This window comes from Pseudolactococcus laudensis, from assembly GCF_013449735.1.
GTDB lineage: Bacteria > Bacillota > Bacilli > Lactobacillales > Streptococcaceae > Pseudolactococcus > Pseudolactococcus laudensis.
The window spans coordinates 1-18,206 of record NZ_JACBNY010000003.1 but is presented as its reverse complement, the minus strand read 5'-3'; the positions used below and the strand labels follow the sequence as shown (position 1 = coordinate 18,206).

Here is an 18,206-nt window from a genome sequence, read left to right as displayed (position 1 = left end):
TGTCAAAACAGAGTGATTCCATCAGTACTTTTTTTCTAAAGTATTGCCTCTATTCTATCACTTTACCGTCGAGATATGCCAAGATTTACTGTTTTTCTCAAATTTAATAGCACCACTTTCATCTGTTCGAAAAATTTGAATGCCATATCTCCTAAAAGTCGTGAGAGTCTCTGTACTTGGATGCCCATAGCGATTATCCAAACCACAAGAAATCAAAGCGATAGACGGATTAATCGCCTTAACAAAAGGCTCAGATGATGACGTTTTCGAGCCATGATGACCTGCCTTTAAAACATCCACTGCAAGTATCGGATAATGCGCCAACAACTCACGCTCGCCAGGCTCCTCCAAATCCCCTGTAAACAAAAAATTCTTACCATACAATTTTCCATGTAAAACAATCGAATCATTATTCTTACCATCCCCTGAGGCTAATGGATACAGCACTTCTAAATAACGGTCAAAAATTTTTAAACGTTGACCGACATGTGCCACCAGAATTTTAGCGTGCGTTTTTTTTAGAAGGTTGACAAACTTTGCATGTTTGAGACTCCCTTCACTAGTCAATATTCTTTTGATCTTAATTTGATTGGCGACTGCAAGCAAATCTCCCATATGATCCTCGTCTGTATGTGTCACAACTAACGTGTCAATTTCACTGACACCTATACTTTTCAAGTAGGGAATCAAAGTCTTATCAGCCATTGCTGATGTCGTTCGCTCCTGCAACTTTTTCGTCGCGCCAAACTGAACCCGACCACCTGTATCAATTAAAATATTTCGACGGTTCAATCTGTCCTGTAAAAAAATACTGTCTCCTTGACCAATATCTACCATCGTAATCGATGGTAGTGGTGGATTTTTAGTCACGAAAAATAAACTCAGCAAAATCAGCAACAAACTATACCTGACTTTTAGCTTGAACCACTGATCGATTAAAAAGCCAGTCACAACTAACATTGCCAGAAAAACGAAGGCTGTTGGTTTTCCTAGAATCAGTGGATAATGATGCCAGCTATCGACTAATTTTATAAGGCCTTCAAGCCACTGGAAAATCATATTAACTTGCGTTAACGAAAAGCCTGTCGCCATTGCCAACAAAAAAATAAGGGATAATCCTGGTAGAAAAAGAACATCAAAAAGAAAGCTGAAGACAAATGTAAAAAGAATCGAGAAGGGTTGAAAATTATGAAAGTAAAGGATAAGGAGCGGTAGAACTGATAGAGAAAGTGTCAAGCTTTCAGCTAGTAGCTTGCGATATTTCGGTAGCTTTTCAAAGCGATCGCCGAACGTGGAGATGACAAATGCGAAAAGGAGTGACAAGGTGCCACCCGTGGTTAGAAGAAATTTGGGCATGATCAGAAATAAAAGAAACAGAGTCAGACTGAAATTATCAAGATGCTTGCTACCAAAATTGGCTAAAACTTTCTGAATTAATGACCTGATAACAGATACTGAACAACCTGTCATACCGGCATAAAAGATTGAAAATGGTATTTGAAATAGATCAACGACATCGCGTCTAAAACCGAGTCTGAATAAACCTTTACGTAAAAAATCAACAAAAAATGAAACTTGCATGCCGGTTAAGGCAAAGAGGTGCATAATCCCCAAACTAGTGTAAATACTACCCATTTCATCAAAGTCTTTCCCTAGATGTCCAAAAAGTAGCCCTGTCATATAGGCTGACATCGGTTGTGGGAAATTTTGCTCACAAAATAAAATAGCTTTGCGTCTTAAAAGCGGCAGACTCCAGCTTTTTTTCGTTTTGATGTCTAATATTTGATCAATTGTCAAAACACGATAAATATTTTGTGTTTTAAGATAGGTTTGATAATCAAAGCCGTTGAAATTTCGTTTCTGATTAGCTAGTTCCAACTGACTCGAAACGGATAGAACAACTGATTGCGATAATGTCATAAAGTACTGCTGTTCTTGCTCTGTGGGTACCTTATAGTAAACTTGGTAGATTTGTTTACCTGACTTACCACGAAACGAGACTTGGTCTCCGTTCACTTGAATCGTATCAAGTATTGGGGTAATTTCTGTCACTTTTGTCTCACGCGCAAAATCATTAGTTTCTTGTTGCTTAATCACCATGCATATACTCGCAAAGACAAATAAAATTAAACTGAGCTTTAGACAAGCTCCAATACCATTGTGCCAGATTAACGCTAGTAAAGAAATCACAAGATAGACTAATATCAAATAGGAGAACCGAAAAATCGTATAGTAGATAATGACTGAAAAATAGGCGATAAAAATCGTTGGTAAATCAATCCACTGTAATGCTTTCTCTAAGTTTTTCAATCGTTTTCTCCCCAAAACCAGAGACCTTGCCCAATTCTTCTGGTGTTTTAAAAGGTCCGTTTTGTTCTCGATAATCAAGGATATCCTGAGCTTTCTTTGCTCCGATACCTTTCAAGGTTTGGAGCTGCGCAATATCAGCCGTATTGATATTCACTTTATCTGATGTCGTGGTCACTGCTTTACCTTGTTCATTAATAGCTTTATCTGTTGGTGATGATGAGGGCACGGCAGTGACATTTTCACCAACACTTGCTACATAAATAATCATCTCATCCGTCACCTTTTGAGCTAGATTAATCGATTTCCCATCCGCTTGACTTGTCAAACCTCCTGCCAAAGTAATAACATCATTGACCCTAGCATTACTATTTACTTTATAGACCGCAGGTTTTTTCACTGCGCCTTTAATGTCGACCATAATTTGTTTATTAATCTCAGACTTTTGACTTTCGATAAGTTTCTTAGAATTTGGCTGAGCATTCTGTTCTGGAACTGAAATTTTATCTGACAGTATAGGAGAATCCTCAATTCTATTAGTCGTGCTTTTTAACCAAAAAAATACAACTAAAATAAGAACAATACTGATGCCTATAACAAGTTTTAAATGTTCTTTTAATTGTGCAATTATCATTTTCATATGCATATTTTCACCTCACTTTTATATACGAAAAAAATCCCCGTTTATCTCAGGGATTTTTTATTATTTTTTGAGGTTTTGGACAAACTGTTTAAAGATTTTTTCGTCAGAATAACTCAAGACATTTTTGGCATAAATTCGCTCACCAAATTTTGCAACAACAATCAATGCAAGTGCTTGTATCGCTAAAGCAATGTAAGCACTAGTCAGTGTAGACACCTCTGTAGCCAAACGACTCGGCATTAATGTTGTCGACACAAAAGGTATAAAACTCAAACCTTTTAAAACAACATTATTTGGAACAGTTCCGCCAACAATCCCGGCCATGTAACCAATCATAGATAGGAAAACAATAGGCTGAACTGCTTGTTGTACCTGACTTTGGTCATTAATAAGACTTGCGATAATCGCCGTCAAGAATAGATAAGATAAAAGTCCAACGACTAACATCAGAACAGAGAAAATCAAAAAGTTACTATCAACTCCTTTAACCATCTCCAGGACACCTTTGACCATCTTATTATCGTTTAAGATGACGCTTGCCCCCACTCCCAAGACAACATAAAACAAGATATGCGTGAGTACAAGTAAGCCAATACCCATAATTTTTCCATAATATTGGACTTTAGCGCTTGTAGCTGCTAGTAATGTTTCCATGATACGACTTGATTTTTCATTCGCTATTTCTTGTGCAATCATGTTTGTATAAACCATTAACAATGTAAAAATGACAATTGTGACTGCTAAAGAAATAGCGGAATTTGCGACATTTTTACCTGCACCACCATCTGTCTCACCTTTATCACTCAAAGTTTTCATGGTCAATTCAGCTGGTTGTTGTAAACTCGCTAACTCCTGTGCACTTAACTTCAATTGGCTCGCCTTGTCTGCTAACTCAATCTGTGATAATGCTGTTCTAACTGTACCCTCTGTAAATTTCATCGTCCCATCTGTTGACGTGACCAAGGTATAGCTATCGTCTTTTTTAACTAAATAACCATCTAGTTTATCGGATATAATTTTTTTCTTCGCCGTGTCAACATCAGATACTTCTATAATGTCAGCATCTAGTAATTTACCTGACTTTATAGTCTGCGCAAGTACTGGATTATCTACCACTGCAAGTTTGGGCGCTGCATCATCGCTTGTTTTGGCGATAATAAAACCGACAGCAAACATCACAATAGGTATCAGCAAAGGCGTTAAAACAGCTAGCCAAAAACTGGGGGTTTTAATTTTTGTACGGTAAACTTGTCCTGCGACTAATTTCATTTGTTTAAACATTTTCAGCGACCTCCTTACGGAAAATTTCATCTAGCGTCGGTGGCGCTTGCACAAAAGCTTGAACATAGCCAGATTGACTAACTTGCTTGAAAATCTCTCGACCAACAGCTGCCTCACTGACATGAATCATGCGGCCAGCACCCTGTTTCTCAATCGTTTTAACACCTGATATAGCTGATAATTCAGAATTTGGTACATCACTTTCCACATAAATTTGTGTGCGACCAAAACTATCCCGAATCCCATAAATATCACCTTGCAAGACGACTTTACCTTTTTTAAGCATGGTTAACTGATCACTGAGTAACTCTACACCACTCATATTATGACTTGAGAAAATAATCGCTGCACCATTTTCCTTGAGCGTTTTAATTTCCGACATCAAGAGACTAGTATTGACTGGGTCAAGTCCTGTGAACGGTTCATCCAAAATCAGAAAATCAGGGCGATGAATCAGCGTCGCGATGAACTGAACTTTCTGGGCGTTCCCTTTTGAAAGAGTTTGCACCTTATCTGTGAGTTTACCGACAACTTCTAATTTGTCCATCCAACTTACAAGCTCAGTGCGTGCCTCTGCTCGTTTCATGCCATGGAGCTCAGCAAAATACAAGATTTGTTCTTCAATCGTCAACTTTTGATAAAGGCCACGTTCTTCAGGTAGAAAGCCAATCTTTTGCTTAATATCTTGTGTGATAGGCGCACCTTGCCAAGTAATCTGACCATTATCTGGTTTGATGAAATCTAAAATCATCCGAAAAGTTGTCGTTTTACCTGCACCATTTTGACCAATCAGCCCCATAATTTCGCCTGGTTTGACGGTCATGTCTAGCTGATCAACAGCAATTTTATCACCAAATTGTTTCGTGATACTCTCTAGTTTTAACACATCTACTCTCCTTTTTTCTAGTCGCTAAAGACTTACGATATGATATCATCCCCCCATACCGACAATTTTAATAAGTCATTATAACAATTTAATTTTATCATAATAGTCTGAATATTCCAGGTTTTAACTGTATAAATCTTTTATTTTCTCAATCTATAAGCACGATAAAATAAGATGGCATAGATGATGACAATGAGCATTTGATTATTAAGTGCTAGAGATTGTCTGATTGACACGACCAGAAAGATTGCAATGAGACAGGTTAAGACTCTGCCTACCTGTGCCCAAATCTCTGACTCCAACTGTTTTCTGCGTTCGTCAGTTGTCTTAATTCTTGCGGCGTGTAGTTTTTCTGGATTTGATAATTCCCTAAATATCTGTAAGGAGTAACCCAAAAATACAATTCCTAGTCCTAGTAGAAAACCAAGGATAAAGTCCATTTCTCCACTAGCTAACTTTAATTCAAGGATAGCAGTTGCGATGATAGCAATGACCATGATAGCATATTCAATAAGCCGATACTTTTTATAATCACTGTCTGTCTTGATATTTTTACTAAATAAATATTTAAACATATTTTTTTCATCCCCTACCATGTTCAGCATCACTAAAAAAAATATCCTCAATCGTTGTATTGAAATACTGGGCTAATTTATAGGCCAGATTTAGCGATGCCGTGTATTTTTCTTTTTCAAGTGAAATGATTGTTTGTCTTGTCACTTCCATCGCTTCAGCTAACGCCTCTTGAGAAACACCATATTCTTTGCGATAGTCTTTTATTTTATTAATAAGACACCTCCTATATAGTTAGCTTTACGTAAAATAAACTATACGTAAAGTCTACTATACTTTTTATACCCTGTCAACATTTTAACGAAAAAAAAGCAGATTCTTAAAAATCTGCTTTTCATCACGTTTCAATACGTTTTAATTATTTAACTTCTTCAAAGTCACCATCGACAACATTGTCATATTTAGGCGCATCGCTAGCAGTATCAGCTCCAGCAGCTTGTTGTTCAGCCGCAGCTTGTTCGTAAAGTTTAACAGCTAAAGCTTGTGCTTTTTCGTTCAAAGCTTCAAGTTTTGCTTTCATATCTTCAAGATTATCAGCTTCTTGTGCTGCTTTCAACTCATCAAGTGCCGCTTGAGCAGCGTCACGTTCAGTGTCAAAGCCTTTGCCTTCAGTTTCTTTGATTGTTTTTTCAGTCGCAAAGATTGTTGCATCAACTTCGTTTTTAAGATCAACTTCTTCTTTACGTTTCGCATCCGCTTCAGCATTCGCTTCAGCATCTTTCATCATTTTGTCGATTTCTTCATCTGACAAACCTGAGTTAGATTGGATAACGATAGTTTGCTCTTTGTTTGTACCCATATCTTTGGCTTTAACAGAAACGATACCATTTTTGTCAATGTCAAAAGTTACTTCGATTTGTGGCACACCACGTGGTGCAGCAGGGATGTCTGAAAGTTGGAAACGACCAAGCGTTTTGTTATCAGCTGCCATTGGACGTTCACCTTGAAGGACGTGAATATCTACTGCTGGTTGGTTATCAGCCGCAGTTGAGAAGACTTGTGATTTAGATGTTGGGATTGTTGTGTTACGGTCGATGAGTTTTGTGAAGACACCACCCATTGTTTCAATACCAAGTGACAAAGGTGTTACGTCAAGTAAGACAACGTCTTTAACGTCACCAGTAATGACACCACCTTGGATCGCAGCACCCATAGCAACTACTTCGTCTGGGTTAACTGATTTATTTGGTTCTTTACTTGTTTCTTTTTTAACTGCTTCAACAACCGCAGGAATACGTGTTGAACCACCAACCAAGATGACTTCATCAATTTCAGATACTGACAAACCAGCGTCTGACAATGCTTTACGAACTGGTGTTTTAGTACGTTCTACTAAGTCAGCAGTCAAGTCGTCAAATTTAGCACGTGTCAATGTTTCTTCTAAGTGGAGTGGTCCAGCTTCGCCAGCTGTGATAAATGGCAATGAGATTTGTGTAGATGTTACACCTGACAAGTCTTTTTTAGCTTTTTCAGCAGCATCTTTCAAACGTTGCAAAGCCATTTTATCTTGAGACAAGTCAATACCGTTAGCAGCTTTAAACTGTGCTACCAAGTAATCAATGATTTTTTGGTCAAAGTCATCACCACCAAGATGGTTATCACCAGATGTAGACAATACTTCAAAGATACCATCACCAAGTTCAAGAACTGAGACGTCAAAAGTACCACCACCAAGGTCAAAGACAAGAATTTTTTCGTCTTTATCAACTTTATCAAGACCATAAGCAAGTGCTGCTGCTGTTGGTTCGTTGACGATACGTTCTACTTCAAGACCAGCGATTTTACCAGCGTCTTTTGTTGCTTGACGTTGGGCGTCATTAAAGTAAGCAGGTACAGTGATGACAGCTTTTTCAACTTTTTCACCAAGGTAATCTTCAGCAAAACCTTTGATGTATTGGAGGATCATAGCTGAGATTTCTTGTGGTGTGTAAGATTTGCCACCAGCTTCGACTTTGTAGTCAGTACCCATGTGACGTTTGATTGAGATGATTGTATCTGGGTTAGTCACTGCTTGACGTTTGGCAACTTCACCAACTTGGATTTCACCGTTTTTGAAAGCGACTACTGATGGTGTTGTACGGTTACCTTCTGGGTTAGCGATGATTTTAGCTTCGCCACCTTCAAGAACTGAGACTGCTGAGTTTGTTGTACCTAAGTCAATACCGATAATTTTAGACATAATGTTTTACCTTCTTTTTTTATTTTATTTTATTTTTTGTTTGTTTTGATTTTATTTTCTGAAGTGGGGGAATTCAATGAAATCACCACTTTCAGAAAATAAAATCTGGGAAGTTTACGCGATGCGTATCCTTTTTGTGCGCTACGCGCGTTCGTTAATTTATTCATAGTTTTGTGACATTTCGGTCAAATAACTCATTATTGATAAACTACAACCATTGCTGGGCGTAGGTTGCGTTCGTGGAGCTGATACCCTTTTTGTAAAACTTGTGCAATGGTATCCGCTGGATGCTCATCGTCTGCTGGTGCAGTTTGAACTGACATGTGGAAGTTAGGATCAAATTCGCCTTCTGTTGACACTTCAACAACACCTTCTTCTTTAAGGGCATTGAGCAAACTTTCCTGCGTCATCTCCAAACCTTTTTTAACATCATCTGTCAACCCTTCAACTGCAAGCGCACGTTCAAGATTATCCAAACTTGGTAAGATTTTACGCGCTAAGTCTTGTGAACGATATTTCAAAATCGTTTGACGTTCTTCGTTAGCACGACGCTGATTGTTTTGCATCTCCGCATGCGCCTTGAGATACTTGTTCTCCATCTCATCTAGCTTAGCTTGAAGTTCTGCCAACTCATCAATTTCGTCGTCAACAATTTCTTCCAAAACCGTTTCGTTCTCAACTTCCTGAGCTAATTCTTTTTCGACATCTTCATTATGCTTTTTCTTAGACATTGCATCTCCTTTTTTACCATTTGAATGTTATATTACTTCATAGTGGTTACCATCAAGATAACGATAGTAATCACTCAGTTTCATTGTTAAAATCTTTGCCACAAGGTCCATGGTAGAAACAACCTTTTGATAGTCTAAATCTACTGGACCCATTAGCGCTAAAGTACCCAGGCCTCTATACGGCACAACAAATTGTTGCGTCATAAGGGTGATGTTTTTTGAAATCTGATGATTCTCTGTCAAGCTAGAGTCAAATTTAACACTTCTGATTTCGTCATCGGATACCATATCTCGGATCTCATGAATAATCGCCTCGTCATCCATCAAAATCTTGTAAAGAGAAACAACATCATCCGAATACTCTAATAAATTTTGTCGACCTGCCGAAATCAAGTTTTCCTTGAACAAATCTGAAAAGACATGGTCAAAGAGTTGCAAGACATCTGTTGTCACGACAAAATATTTCTGTGCGACTTGCGGAATCTCTGTCAGTAAAGAATAATGAATATCCAAAATTCTTTTACCAACTAACCGTTCATCAGAAATAAACTTGAAAGTCGTCAAATCATCTAAAGTCATCGACCTAGGCAGTGAAAACTGCATCGTTTTGACTAATCCACTATCAAGTGTCATCACAGCCATTGCTGAGTGGCTATCAAGTTGAACAATATCAAATTTTGATAAAATTTGATTTTTCAATGATACATTTAAGATGAAGGTTGAAAAACCAGTCATATCAGATAAAATTTGAGCCGCCTGTTGATACAGCGTATCCAGTTTATAAAACTCACCGTCGAAACGTTTCATCACCTGATAAACATCATTATTGTCTAATTTCCCAGGTTTCAAAAAGTTTTCAACGAAGTATTTATAACCTGTAACACTTGGCACGCGACCAGATGACGTATGCTCTTTTTGGATGAACCCAAGTGTTTCTAGTGACTTCATATCATTTCTGATTGTCGCACTAGAGGCATTAATCGAGCTCATCAAAGCCTTAGAGCCTACCGCTTTATGCGTTTGTGTATAAAGCGATATGATGAGATTTAAAATTTGTTGTTGGCGTTTTGTAATCATGTTGAACACCTCTTTTTAGCACTCGTAGTTGCTAAGTGCTAACTACATCTTTTATTATATAATTCTATTACGGCATTGTCAAGAAAAAAACACAAAAAAATTAGCACTCTTTTGTACAGAGTGCTATTTTTTTTAAACTGTTGATTTTAAAGCAATAATTTAGATAAGTCCGCCTGTCTTAGATGTCAGAAAAACGTTGATAAAACTGACACTCATAACAATAAAGGTAAACCATTCTGCTGACGTTGCACCTGTTGACCAAGCATAGTAAGCAAAATTACAAACCAAGACAAACACGAAAAAGAGCAAAGCATAAATGGCAAATTTCCAAAACTTAGCCAAAAGAAAGATGAAAATGACTAGTAAAACAACATAAATCAAAAATTGAATATTAGTCATTGAAACACTTGACTGTAACTTAAAAGCATCAAATGCTTTAAGGAAGGTGTCATAGACAACCTTAAAAATTTGTAAATTGGGTAATATGTTGTTAATCATTTGCCAAGCTGAATAAATCAGCAAACCAATACTTGATAAAATGATAAATGACGGTGATTTTCCTGAAAACATGAGGGCCTTTGCTCCTAATTTGACTTTAAATGACGTTATATATTACTATTTTACCATAATTTTCATACAGAATTGTGATTAACTCTAATCATTTTTTGTCTAGTAATTTAAGATAGTCTTCCAAGGTCAAATGGTGTTCTGTCATATATTTGGCATTGGCAACACCTACATAACGAAAATGCCAGTCTTCATGGTCAACACCAGTACTTGCAGCACCACCTTCTGGAAAACGTAAAACAAAACCATACTCTGGTGCAATTGCAGCAACTTGTTCAGCAGTTGTTGATTCATTAAGGCTATCAACATCCGACAAATCAATGGCTAAACCAGTCTGATGCTCAGATTTCGTTGGGGGTTGTGAGTAAGTTTGGACTTTCTTTTCTGCCGCCTCACGATCTAACGACGGATCAGCAGTCATTTCTTGGTCAACGTACTGCTCATAGAGTGTTGTTTGATAAGCTACACTGCGATAACCTGAAATCAGATGTTCAGCAGGATTGATTGCCTGTGCTGCTGCTAAAAATTGCTCTGTCGCATCTCCGATTCTCGAATCAACCCAAATATTATCAATTTGTACGACATCAGGACTCATTTCTTCTTTAGGATGATCACGATTAACTAAAACAAGATCCCAATCTGTTGATTTACTATCTGGCAGATTTTTATCTTTTTTAGATTCTGAAGTTTGTGCTGTTGATGACTTAGCCTTTTCTGCTGATTTTTGAGACTGACTAGTTGGTGTTGACTTGGTCGGTGTTGCCGTTTCTTTCTTAAGTAAAGAATGCACCAGAAAAGCAACTGCACAAATTGCAACAACACCCACTATGGCAGCTCCTACCAAGCGATCATAACGAGGCTTTTTGCGGGGTCTTCTTCTATGATATGGTTCGTTTTGCTGTTCATTATTCTGCATTTAATATCTCCCGTCCTAATTCTCGGTAGCTCATATCTCCGATTTCACCGATTAAAAAATTACCATCTGAGTAGGTTAAGTGTGTCACCGAACCATTATCTAACCCTTGAAATTTCGGGCGACGACTATCGAGTAATTTGATAAATGTTGCTATCGTCATGCCGTGACTAACGATGACAATATTTTCTGCACCATTGGCCTCAGCCTTTTTAGCAGCGTCAAAGAAACCGTCGAGGATGCGTTTACTTAACACTTCCCAAGGCTCTGCCCAACCAGCAGTGTCAACTTCGAGTAGGCCTTTAGCAATGTCTTCGTAGGTTAGTTCTTCTGCACTTTTGCCTTTATAAGCATCAGTTCGTGGCAAAACACCGTCGAAAAGTTCGCCATCATAGCCACCATCTAGGCTACCAAAACACCATTCTCGAATACGTTTGTCCATCTCATAAGGGATACCTTCGTTTTCAGAATACTTCAAGATGAGTCCCATGGTCTGAATTGTCCGGCCACTATCTGACGAAAAAGCGTAATCAAATTTGATATTTTTCGCTGCAAAGCCTAAACCTAACTCGGTAATGCCGATTTCGCCATCACATGTTAGAGGGGTGTCTGACCAGCCTTGGGCACGGCCGATTGTATTAAACATGGTCTTGCCATGTCTGACTAAATAGATATTTACCATTTCTGTCTACTCCATTTTAAAAAATGTTTGTTTGATATGTTGCACAAGCTGACTCGGTGACTAAAAATTATTAATCACGTTGATGTCTAGCTTATAAATATGAAGTCTGTTACGGATACTCTAAAATGTAAGCGCTCAACAACATCGGTTATATTCATTCTAACAAAAAAAGTAGATTTCTCCACTTTTTATTAGGCTCTCTTGCTGTATCTTTGATGACGATTTAAGTATCGTAATCGGCAATAGATTCTGATAATAGGCAAATAGAGTCTTAGTTTTTAAAGCTATGAATCGGTGCTGGAATATGACCGCCACGCGCGATGAAGGCTGCAGATGATTCTTTGTGAACTGGCATAACAGGTGCTGTTCCAAGCAGTCCACCGAATTCAATTTGCTCGCCAACCTTACCTTTAGGAATCACCCGAACAGCAGTTGTCTTCATATTAATCACGCCAATCGCTGCTTCATCTGCAATCATGGCAGAAATCGTGCTTGCAGGTGTATCGCCTGGTACAGCAATCATATCTAAACCGACACTACAAATGGCAGTCATGGCTTCAAGTTTTTCAAGATTGAGCACGCCAGCGTTAACGGCTGCGATCATGCCTTCATCTTCAGAAACTGGAATGAATGCACCTGAGAGTCCGCCGACTTGGTTACATGCCATGACGCCACCTTTTTTGACTTGGTCATTCAGCAAAGCAAGTGCCGCAGTCGTCCCATGTGTTCCGACCATTTCGAGACCCATTTCTTCTAGGATACGCGCGACAGAGTCACCAACGGCAGGTGTCGGCGCAAGCGATAAATCAACAATCCCAAACTCTACACCTAAACGTTCAGATGCCATTTTACCGACAAGTTGTCCCATGCGTGTGACTTTGAAAGCCGTTTTCTTAACCACTTCAGCGACAACATCAAATGACTCACCCCGCACTTTTTCAAGGGCACGTTTCACGACACCAGGACCTGAAACGCCAACGTTAATGACGACATCAGCTTCACCAACACCATGGAAGGCACCGGCCATGAATGGATTATCTTCAACAGCATTCGCAAAGACAACAAGCTTAGCACAACTCATATCATCTAATTTTGCTGCCTCTACAATGATTTCTCCGATATCACGGACAGCATCCATATTAATTCCGGTTTTCGTAGAGCCAACGTTAACTGAGCTACAAACGTAGTCAGTTGCTGCGAGGGCTTTAGGTAAGGAATTAATCAAAATTTTATCGCCTTTTTGATAGCCTTTTTGGGCAAGTGCAGTGAAACCACCGATAAAATCAATGCCAATTTCTTTAGCAGCACGGTCAAGTGCCAAGGCAAACGGTGTGTAATCAGTCGCATCAGTTGCCGCACCGATAATGGCGATTGGCGTTATGCTAACTCGTTTATTGATGATAGGAATACCGAGTTCATCACCAATCTCATCACCAATTTTAACGAGATTTTTTGCCTTGCTAGTAATTTTTTGATAAATTTTCTCACATGCTTTATCAATGTCGCTATCAATACAATCCAGAAGAGAGATCCCCATTGTAATTGTACGGATATCGAGATTTTCTTCTTCAATCATGCGAATCGTTTCAAGAATTTGATTTTGTTTCACTTCATTAACCTTTCTGCGATTTCATTTTTTGAAATCTAAAAACTTGACCTGCGCTTGCACTTCATCCAAACGAAGGCCATAGCGAACGACGTCCGCTCATCGTCTTTTTTGATGATGACTGATTTCAATCGTTTAATACGACTAAAAATTAAAGTTGGTGCATCGCCTCAAAAATCGCTTCATTCATGATTTTAATATCAACTTTCAAACTTTCACCTAGTGCTTCAAGATTTGTCTTCACTTCTGGGAAACGCTCCGTTGCTTCAATTTCAACCACCATGTTCATGGTGAAAAAACCATCCATAATCGTTTGTGAAATGTCGATGATGTTTACATCAAGTTCTGTCAAACTTGTTGACACACCTGCTACGATGCCTGTTCTGTCTTGTCCGATAACTGTCACAATTGCGCGCATTTGATTCTCCTTATTTGAACTTCAAGCTATTGAGACGACTGTTTTGAAACCTAGAAAATGATTGATTCACCAAAACGAAATGATTCATACGGATAAACCTGTTATTTCTTAGGAATTCGTTAGTCGATACTCTGTTCCTATCTATTTTTTGATATAATAGTTAGTAATATTATATCACAAAATCGCCATAATTTTTAGAAAATTTTGTCTTTTAGGCTTTTAGGATAGAGGAAAACAATGACCTTCAAAACATTTCTTAATTTCACGCGCATTCAGACCTTACCTGCTGCGCTTCTATCACCGATTGCCGGTGTCATTTTCGCACTTTATACCTTCAATAGCTTTCATTTTCTACCAACTCTTCTATTTTTCATCGGACTTATCGCGATTAATCTATTTGTCAGCGCTTGGAATAATCTAATGGATTATAAGAAAGCGCTCGACCCTGACTACAAATCTCACGAAAATATCCTGTCGACGCGCAACATCGCACCTAGCCTAGCACTCAAAATTTGTTTAACACTGCTAGCTATTGACCTAATCGTCGGAATTGTTGTCGTACTGACAACTAACATCGCCATTTTACCGATTGGCGCGCTTTGCTTTATCATTGCTATTTTCTATACATTTGGCCCCTTCGCATTCTCTCGCTTTCCACTAGGTGAAGTGCTAGCTGGTTTTGCTGAGGGACTATGTGGGTTCTTCTTCGGCATCTACGTCAACGCTTTCGACACTAATTTCTTCACAGCCTCTTTTCATCAATGGTTGCTGACTTTCAACATCGATTTCGCGACGCTCATACCCATTGGCCTGGTGGGGATGATGTGCTTCTGTATGAATTTCAACGTCATGCTAGCTGATAACATCTGCGATTTGACGCAAGATGAAAAAAATGGTCGTTTGACTCTGCCGCATTTTATTGGTGTTCATAACGCTTTGAAATTATTTGTTAGCATGTACGGCTTGGCTTGTTTCATTGTTTTAGTAGGCGTGATTACTGGTGTGCTACCTAAAACGACGCTGCTCATGAGTTTGGTCTCACCTTTCATTATCCGAAATGTCAATAAATTCCTGAAAAAACAGGATAAAAGAGAAACTTTCATCCTGTCTGTTCATAATTTGATGATTTATAATGGTGCCTTTGCGATTACGATTGCACTTGGATTGATTTGGGGATAAAATATTTTAGTGAAAAGCATTTGTTTGGTGATATGCTTTTTTCTTTTAGTTTGAATTTCATTTGTAGATTAAATTTTATGGAAAATCTGACTAAAATCAATTTGTAAGTGAAATTTGATGAAAAATCAGACTAAAATCAACTTGTAAGTGAAATTAAGAGGTAAGAAAAATAATTTCTCAATCACAATAATTGAATAAAGACGAAAAGAGAATTTAACTCTACCTTTTCGTCTCTAATATAATATTGTAACATATTTTATATAAAATACGTATTCTATTTCTAACTATCTAAAAATTAACCAATTCAGAATTATCCAATCTTCTAAATAAGTGGGGCAGAATTCCCAATGCGTATAAGCAATCTCCATCTGTATACAATCCAGATTTAGATAAATCTTGAAACATCTGATGAGATAAGGGACATCTAAAAGCTTGCCAAATGGAAACAACCAACATTCTATGCCCCTGTGTAATGTTAATAATAGTGTCTGAAGAAAATATATCTGGATTTTCTCTAACATATTTATCAACTACACTTAACTTAGGTGTTTGAAGTGACCAAATATTTTCAATTAATGCTCTATCAGATAATTCTGAAATTGATTTTCTCTGAAGTTCATTCAAATACTTCTTCACGCCTTCACATACATCGGTAAAATAATTTCCTTCTTTATAATAATCATATGTTACATCTTTCAATTTTTCATGTAAGTGTCTCCAATGATAATCTGGATATTCTGGAATTAATTTATGAAGAATTTTTAAATCTGTGCTCGCATCATCTATTTTTTCTGGGAAATCAGATAACTTCTCAAAACTAGTGATTAATGGACTAATAATATCCCTAACCTCATCTTTCATAGTCCCAGTCCAATGATCAATATCTATTTCTGTTTTTTTCTTCAAAGCAGTCTTTTGTGCTTCTTTTCTTTTATTTCTCCAATCCTTTTCAATGTACTTCATCACATTTTGTAGATAATTTCGAAGTTTTTCTAATTCTGGATCATGCCAATTTAACTGTTGTCGATTTGTGTTAATTACCTCCTCTTCCAGTTCATCAATGTAATCAATTGAAAGAATTCCCGTTACATATGTAAAAAAATGACTAGATGTACTTTCTGTAAAATATTCTGGTTCATTTACAAGTTTAGTACGTGAAAACAAAGTAATACCACTCATTTGATTCCCTTTGGGAATTGGTTTAAATGCTGTAAATACTTCTCCCGAAACACGTTTCTTCATATCATCGTTATCTTCTACCAAAATATCATCTGGAATGTTCCAAATAAATTCTTTATCTACTCCAGAATACTTCATCTCATTGGTAACTTCAACTAAATCCTGTCCATTATGAGCAATTCGTACTACAAAATCAGAATCAAAAATAAATATTTTACTTAAACTGTTAGCTAATTTTTTAGAATCGAAATCTGATACCCTTTTAATATCTCCCAAAGTAATTTTTGTTCCTGCTTGTTCAACAGTTGCTACATTTTGAGATATTATTTTAGGTTTATAATTTGATGTCACTTCATTTTCGTTATCTTCCCTTAAAATATCATCTAATTTAAGTGTAAATTCATTCAATAATCCTTTACATTTTGTACTCACAGTTATCTCTTTGGCAATACCAAAAAATGATAATTTGCCTAATCCTTTTTTTCCAATAACTTTCCTTCTACTAATACGTTCTCTTAAAGAAAGATCAGTATCTAAATATTCTGGCGTTACTTCATGTCGTCTATTCCTACCAATACGTAAAAATTTAGTATTAATATCTTCAAATGTCATTCCCATTCCATTATCTGCTACTGTTATTTTTTTACTTTTCTCATTGTCTATTAAATCAATTAATACTTCTGTTGCCATTGCATCATAAGAATTTGCAACTAGCTCTGCTATTATTGGTGGAACGGTTGCATATAAATTAGCACCCAATGCTTGAATTGTACTTGGCATAAATGTCATCTCTAATGAATTTTGAATAGTCATTTTTCACCTTCTTATTTTTTAATATTTTTAACAATACCTTTTGCATGATACTCAATGAATTTAGGCGGTAAAGCGTTACCAATCATTGTAGCTATTTCTTGCTTACTACTAGAAGAATAAAATTTATAATCTCTTGGGAAACTTTGTAATAATGCTGCTTCTCTTAAAGTTATTGCTCGATCTTCTTCTGGGTGAATAAATCTTCCCTTTGATGCACTTGTACACCCTCCAGTTATTGTCAGAGAAGGCCTATCCCAATTCATTCTTCCATAAACATCTTTAAAACCTGTTATCTTTTTGTGACAATTTAACTGTAATTCAATAGGCAAATCAGTTCTACTTCCCCCATTTTTCGGAATAGCTTTAATTATCTTTATAGTTTTCTCTTTATAATTTACTAAAGAATTATGAAGCCAATCCTTCGATTCCTCCGCTTTTTCTAAATTTCCGATAGCATTTCTTACAGTTACAACATCTTCCAAATTTTGGTTTTGACTATCTATGCTCAAACCTTTTTTTCTAGAAGCTAGTAAAATCATCCTCCTTCTAGACTGAGGCACCCCAAAATCTGCAGTATTTAAAACTTTTTTATCTATAATATATCCTAGAGTTTCTAAATCTTTGACAAGTTTATTCATCCTTATATCTTTTATTAAAGCTGGTACATTCTCCATCATAATAGTTTTAGGCATCAAAACTTCTACAAACCTAGTAATCTGAAAGACAAGTTCATTCCTAGGATCATTTTTATTTCCTTTGTTCCTAGTTCCAATTGTAGAAAAACCTTGACATGGTGGACACCCTGCAAGTAAATCTAGTTGTCCTTTACGAAGCCCTAAGTTCTTTTTTAACATAATAGGGTCTAATTCTCTAATATAACATTATACATTTTAGTTTTTTGGATGATTGAGTTCATAACTTTTAGCAAAATTCTCAACAAATTCAACTGCTCCAATTACTTGAAATTCCGCTTGTTTCAATCCTTGAGATAATCCCCCTGCTCCTGAAAATAAGTCTATCGCCTGTAACTTACCATTCTTCATTTATGTAACCTCTTTCTTAATATTAAATAGATTTTCTCCATCTATTTAATTACATTGAATAAATAAATAAATATATATTATAATTTAGCTATTTATATAATTCTGTACTGCCAGCCTAACTGGAATCTG

At 37.0% G+C, this 18,206-nt stretch carries 16 protein-coding genes and 1 pseudogene; 1 reads left to right on the top strand and 16 read right to left on the bottom strand.

The window, feature by feature from the left end:
* Nucleotides 1-57: 57 nt before the first annotated feature.
* The 14 genes from HZR21_RS02730 to HZR21_RS02665 form a co-directional block, all read right to left on the bottom strand.
* On the bottom strand, nucleotides 58-2,310 hold the full coding sequence (locus tag HZR21_RS02730; RefSeq protein ID WP_219605560.1) for a DNA internalization-related competence protein ComEC/Rec2: 2,253 nt from the start codon (nucleotides 2,308-2,310) through the stop codon (nucleotides 58-60).
* Nucleotides 2,276-2,947 (bottom strand): ComEA family DNA-binding protein, encoded by a 672-nt coding sequence (locus tag HZR21_RS02725; protein WP_180746183.1) that lies wholly within the window; start codon nucleotides 2,945-2,947, stop codon nucleotides 2,276-2,278. Before HZR21_RS02725 ends, HZR21_RS02730 begins: the two co-directional genes overlap by 35 nt.
* Nucleotides 2,948-3,010: 63 nt before the next feature.
* A complete protein-coding gene (locus HZR21_RS02720) occupies nucleotides 3,011-4,231 on the bottom strand; it encodes an ABC transporter permease (protein WP_180746181.1) in 1,221 nt (406 codons plus the stop codon).
* Nucleotides 4,224-5,117 (bottom strand): ABC transporter ATP-binding protein, encoded by an 894-nt coding sequence (locus tag HZR21_RS02715; RefSeq protein WP_180746179.1) that lies wholly within the window; start codon nucleotides 5,115-5,117, stop codon nucleotides 4,224-4,226. Before HZR21_RS02715 ends, HZR21_RS02720 begins: the two co-directional genes overlap by 8 nt.
* A gap of 140 nt (nucleotides 5,118-5,257) precedes the next feature.
* Nucleotides 5,258-5,692: a hypothetical protein gene (locus HZR21_RS02710; protein WP_180746177.1), complete on the bottom strand. Its 435-nt coding sequence runs from the start codon at nucleotides 5,690-5,692 to the stop codon at nucleotides 5,258-5,260.
* 7 nt (nucleotides 5,693-5,699) lie between these two features.
* Nucleotides 5,700-5,906 (bottom strand): helix-turn-helix transcriptional regulator, encoded by a 207-nt coding sequence (locus HZR21_RS02705; RefSeq protein WP_180746431.1) that lies wholly within the window; start codon nucleotides 5,904-5,906, stop codon nucleotides 5,700-5,702.
* A 142-nt stretch (nucleotides 5,907-6,048) separates the two neighbouring features.
* The gene (gene dnaK, locus HZR21_RS02700) at nucleotides 6,049-7,869 is read right to left on the bottom strand and encodes a molecular chaperone DnaK (RefSeq protein WP_180746175.1); all 1,821 of its coding nucleotides are present in this window, start codon (nucleotides 7,867-7,869) and stop codon (nucleotides 6,049-6,051) included.
* A gap of 197 nt (nucleotides 7,870-8,066) precedes the next feature.
* Complete coding sequence (grpE, locus tag HZR21_RS02695) at nucleotides 8,067-8,600, bottom strand: nucleotide exchange factor GrpE (protein ID WP_180746173.1); 534 nt, start codon at nucleotides 8,598-8,600, stop codon at nucleotides 8,067-8,069.
* A 27-nt stretch (nucleotides 8,601-8,627) separates the two neighbouring features.
* Nucleotides 8,628-9,677: a heat-inducible transcriptional repressor HrcA gene (gene hrcA / locus HZR21_RS02690; RefSeq protein ID WP_180746171.1), complete on the bottom strand. Its 1,050-nt coding sequence runs from the start codon at nucleotides 9,675-9,677 to the stop codon at nucleotides 8,628-8,630.
* A gap of 159 nt (nucleotides 9,678-9,836) precedes the next feature.
* On the bottom strand, nucleotides 9,837-10,247 hold the full coding sequence (locus HZR21_RS02685) for a hypothetical protein (RefSeq protein WP_003138534.1): 411 nt from the start codon (nucleotides 10,245-10,247) through the stop codon (nucleotides 9,837-9,839).
* Between the two features lie 88 nt (nucleotides 10,248-10,335).
* Nucleotides 10,336-11,160: a M15 family metallopeptidase gene (locus HZR21_RS02680; protein ID WP_246307788.1), complete on the bottom strand. Its 825-nt coding sequence runs from the start codon at nucleotides 11,158-11,160 to the stop codon at nucleotides 10,336-10,338.
* Nucleotides 11,150-11,839 carry a histidine phosphatase family protein gene (locus HZR21_RS02675; protein ID WP_180746169.1) on the bottom strand — a complete coding sequence of 230 codons (690 nt, stop codon included), beginning with the start codon at nucleotides 11,837-11,839 and terminating at the stop codon, nucleotides 11,150-11,152. The genes HZR21_RS02680 and HZR21_RS02675 overlap by 11 nt, the downstream gene beginning before the upstream one ends.
* A gap of 271 nt (nucleotides 11,840-12,110) precedes the next feature.
* Nucleotides 12,111-13,448, bottom strand: a complete 1,338-nt coding sequence (locus tag HZR21_RS02670; RefSeq protein WP_180746167.1) for a PFL family protein — start codon at nucleotides 13,446-13,448, stop codon at nucleotides 12,111-12,113.
* 148 nt (nucleotides 13,449-13,596) lie between these two features.
* Nucleotides 13,597-13,863, bottom strand: coding sequence for an ACT domain-containing protein (locus HZR21_RS02665; RefSeq protein WP_180746165.1), 267 nt, complete (start codon nucleotides 13,861-13,863; stop codon nucleotides 13,597-13,599).
* Nucleotides 13,864-14,100: 237 nt separating this feature from the next.
* Here HZR21_RS02665 and HZR21_RS02660 point away from each other — a divergent pair, with 237 nt between their 5' ends.
* Entirely contained in the window at nucleotides 14,101-15,042 is a 942-nt protein-coding gene (locus HZR21_RS02660; protein ID WP_180746163.1) for a UbiA family prenyltransferase, read from the top strand.
* A 288-nt stretch (nucleotides 15,043-15,330) separates the two neighbouring features.
* Here HZR21_RS02660 and HZR21_RS02655 read toward each other — a convergent pair whose 3' ends face one another.
* Together HZR21_RS02655 and HZR21_RS02650 are read right to left on the bottom strand one after the other, a co-directional pair.
* Entirely contained in the window at nucleotides 15,331-17,034 is a 1,704-nt protein-coding gene (locus HZR21_RS02655; RefSeq protein ID WP_180746161.1) for an ATP-binding protein, read from the bottom strand.
* 11 nt (nucleotides 17,035-17,045) lie between these two features.
* Nucleotides 17,046-18,077, bottom strand: a pseudogene (locus HZR21_RS02650) (DNA cytosine methyltransferase).
* Nucleotides 18,078-18,206 lie beyond the last annotated feature (129 nt).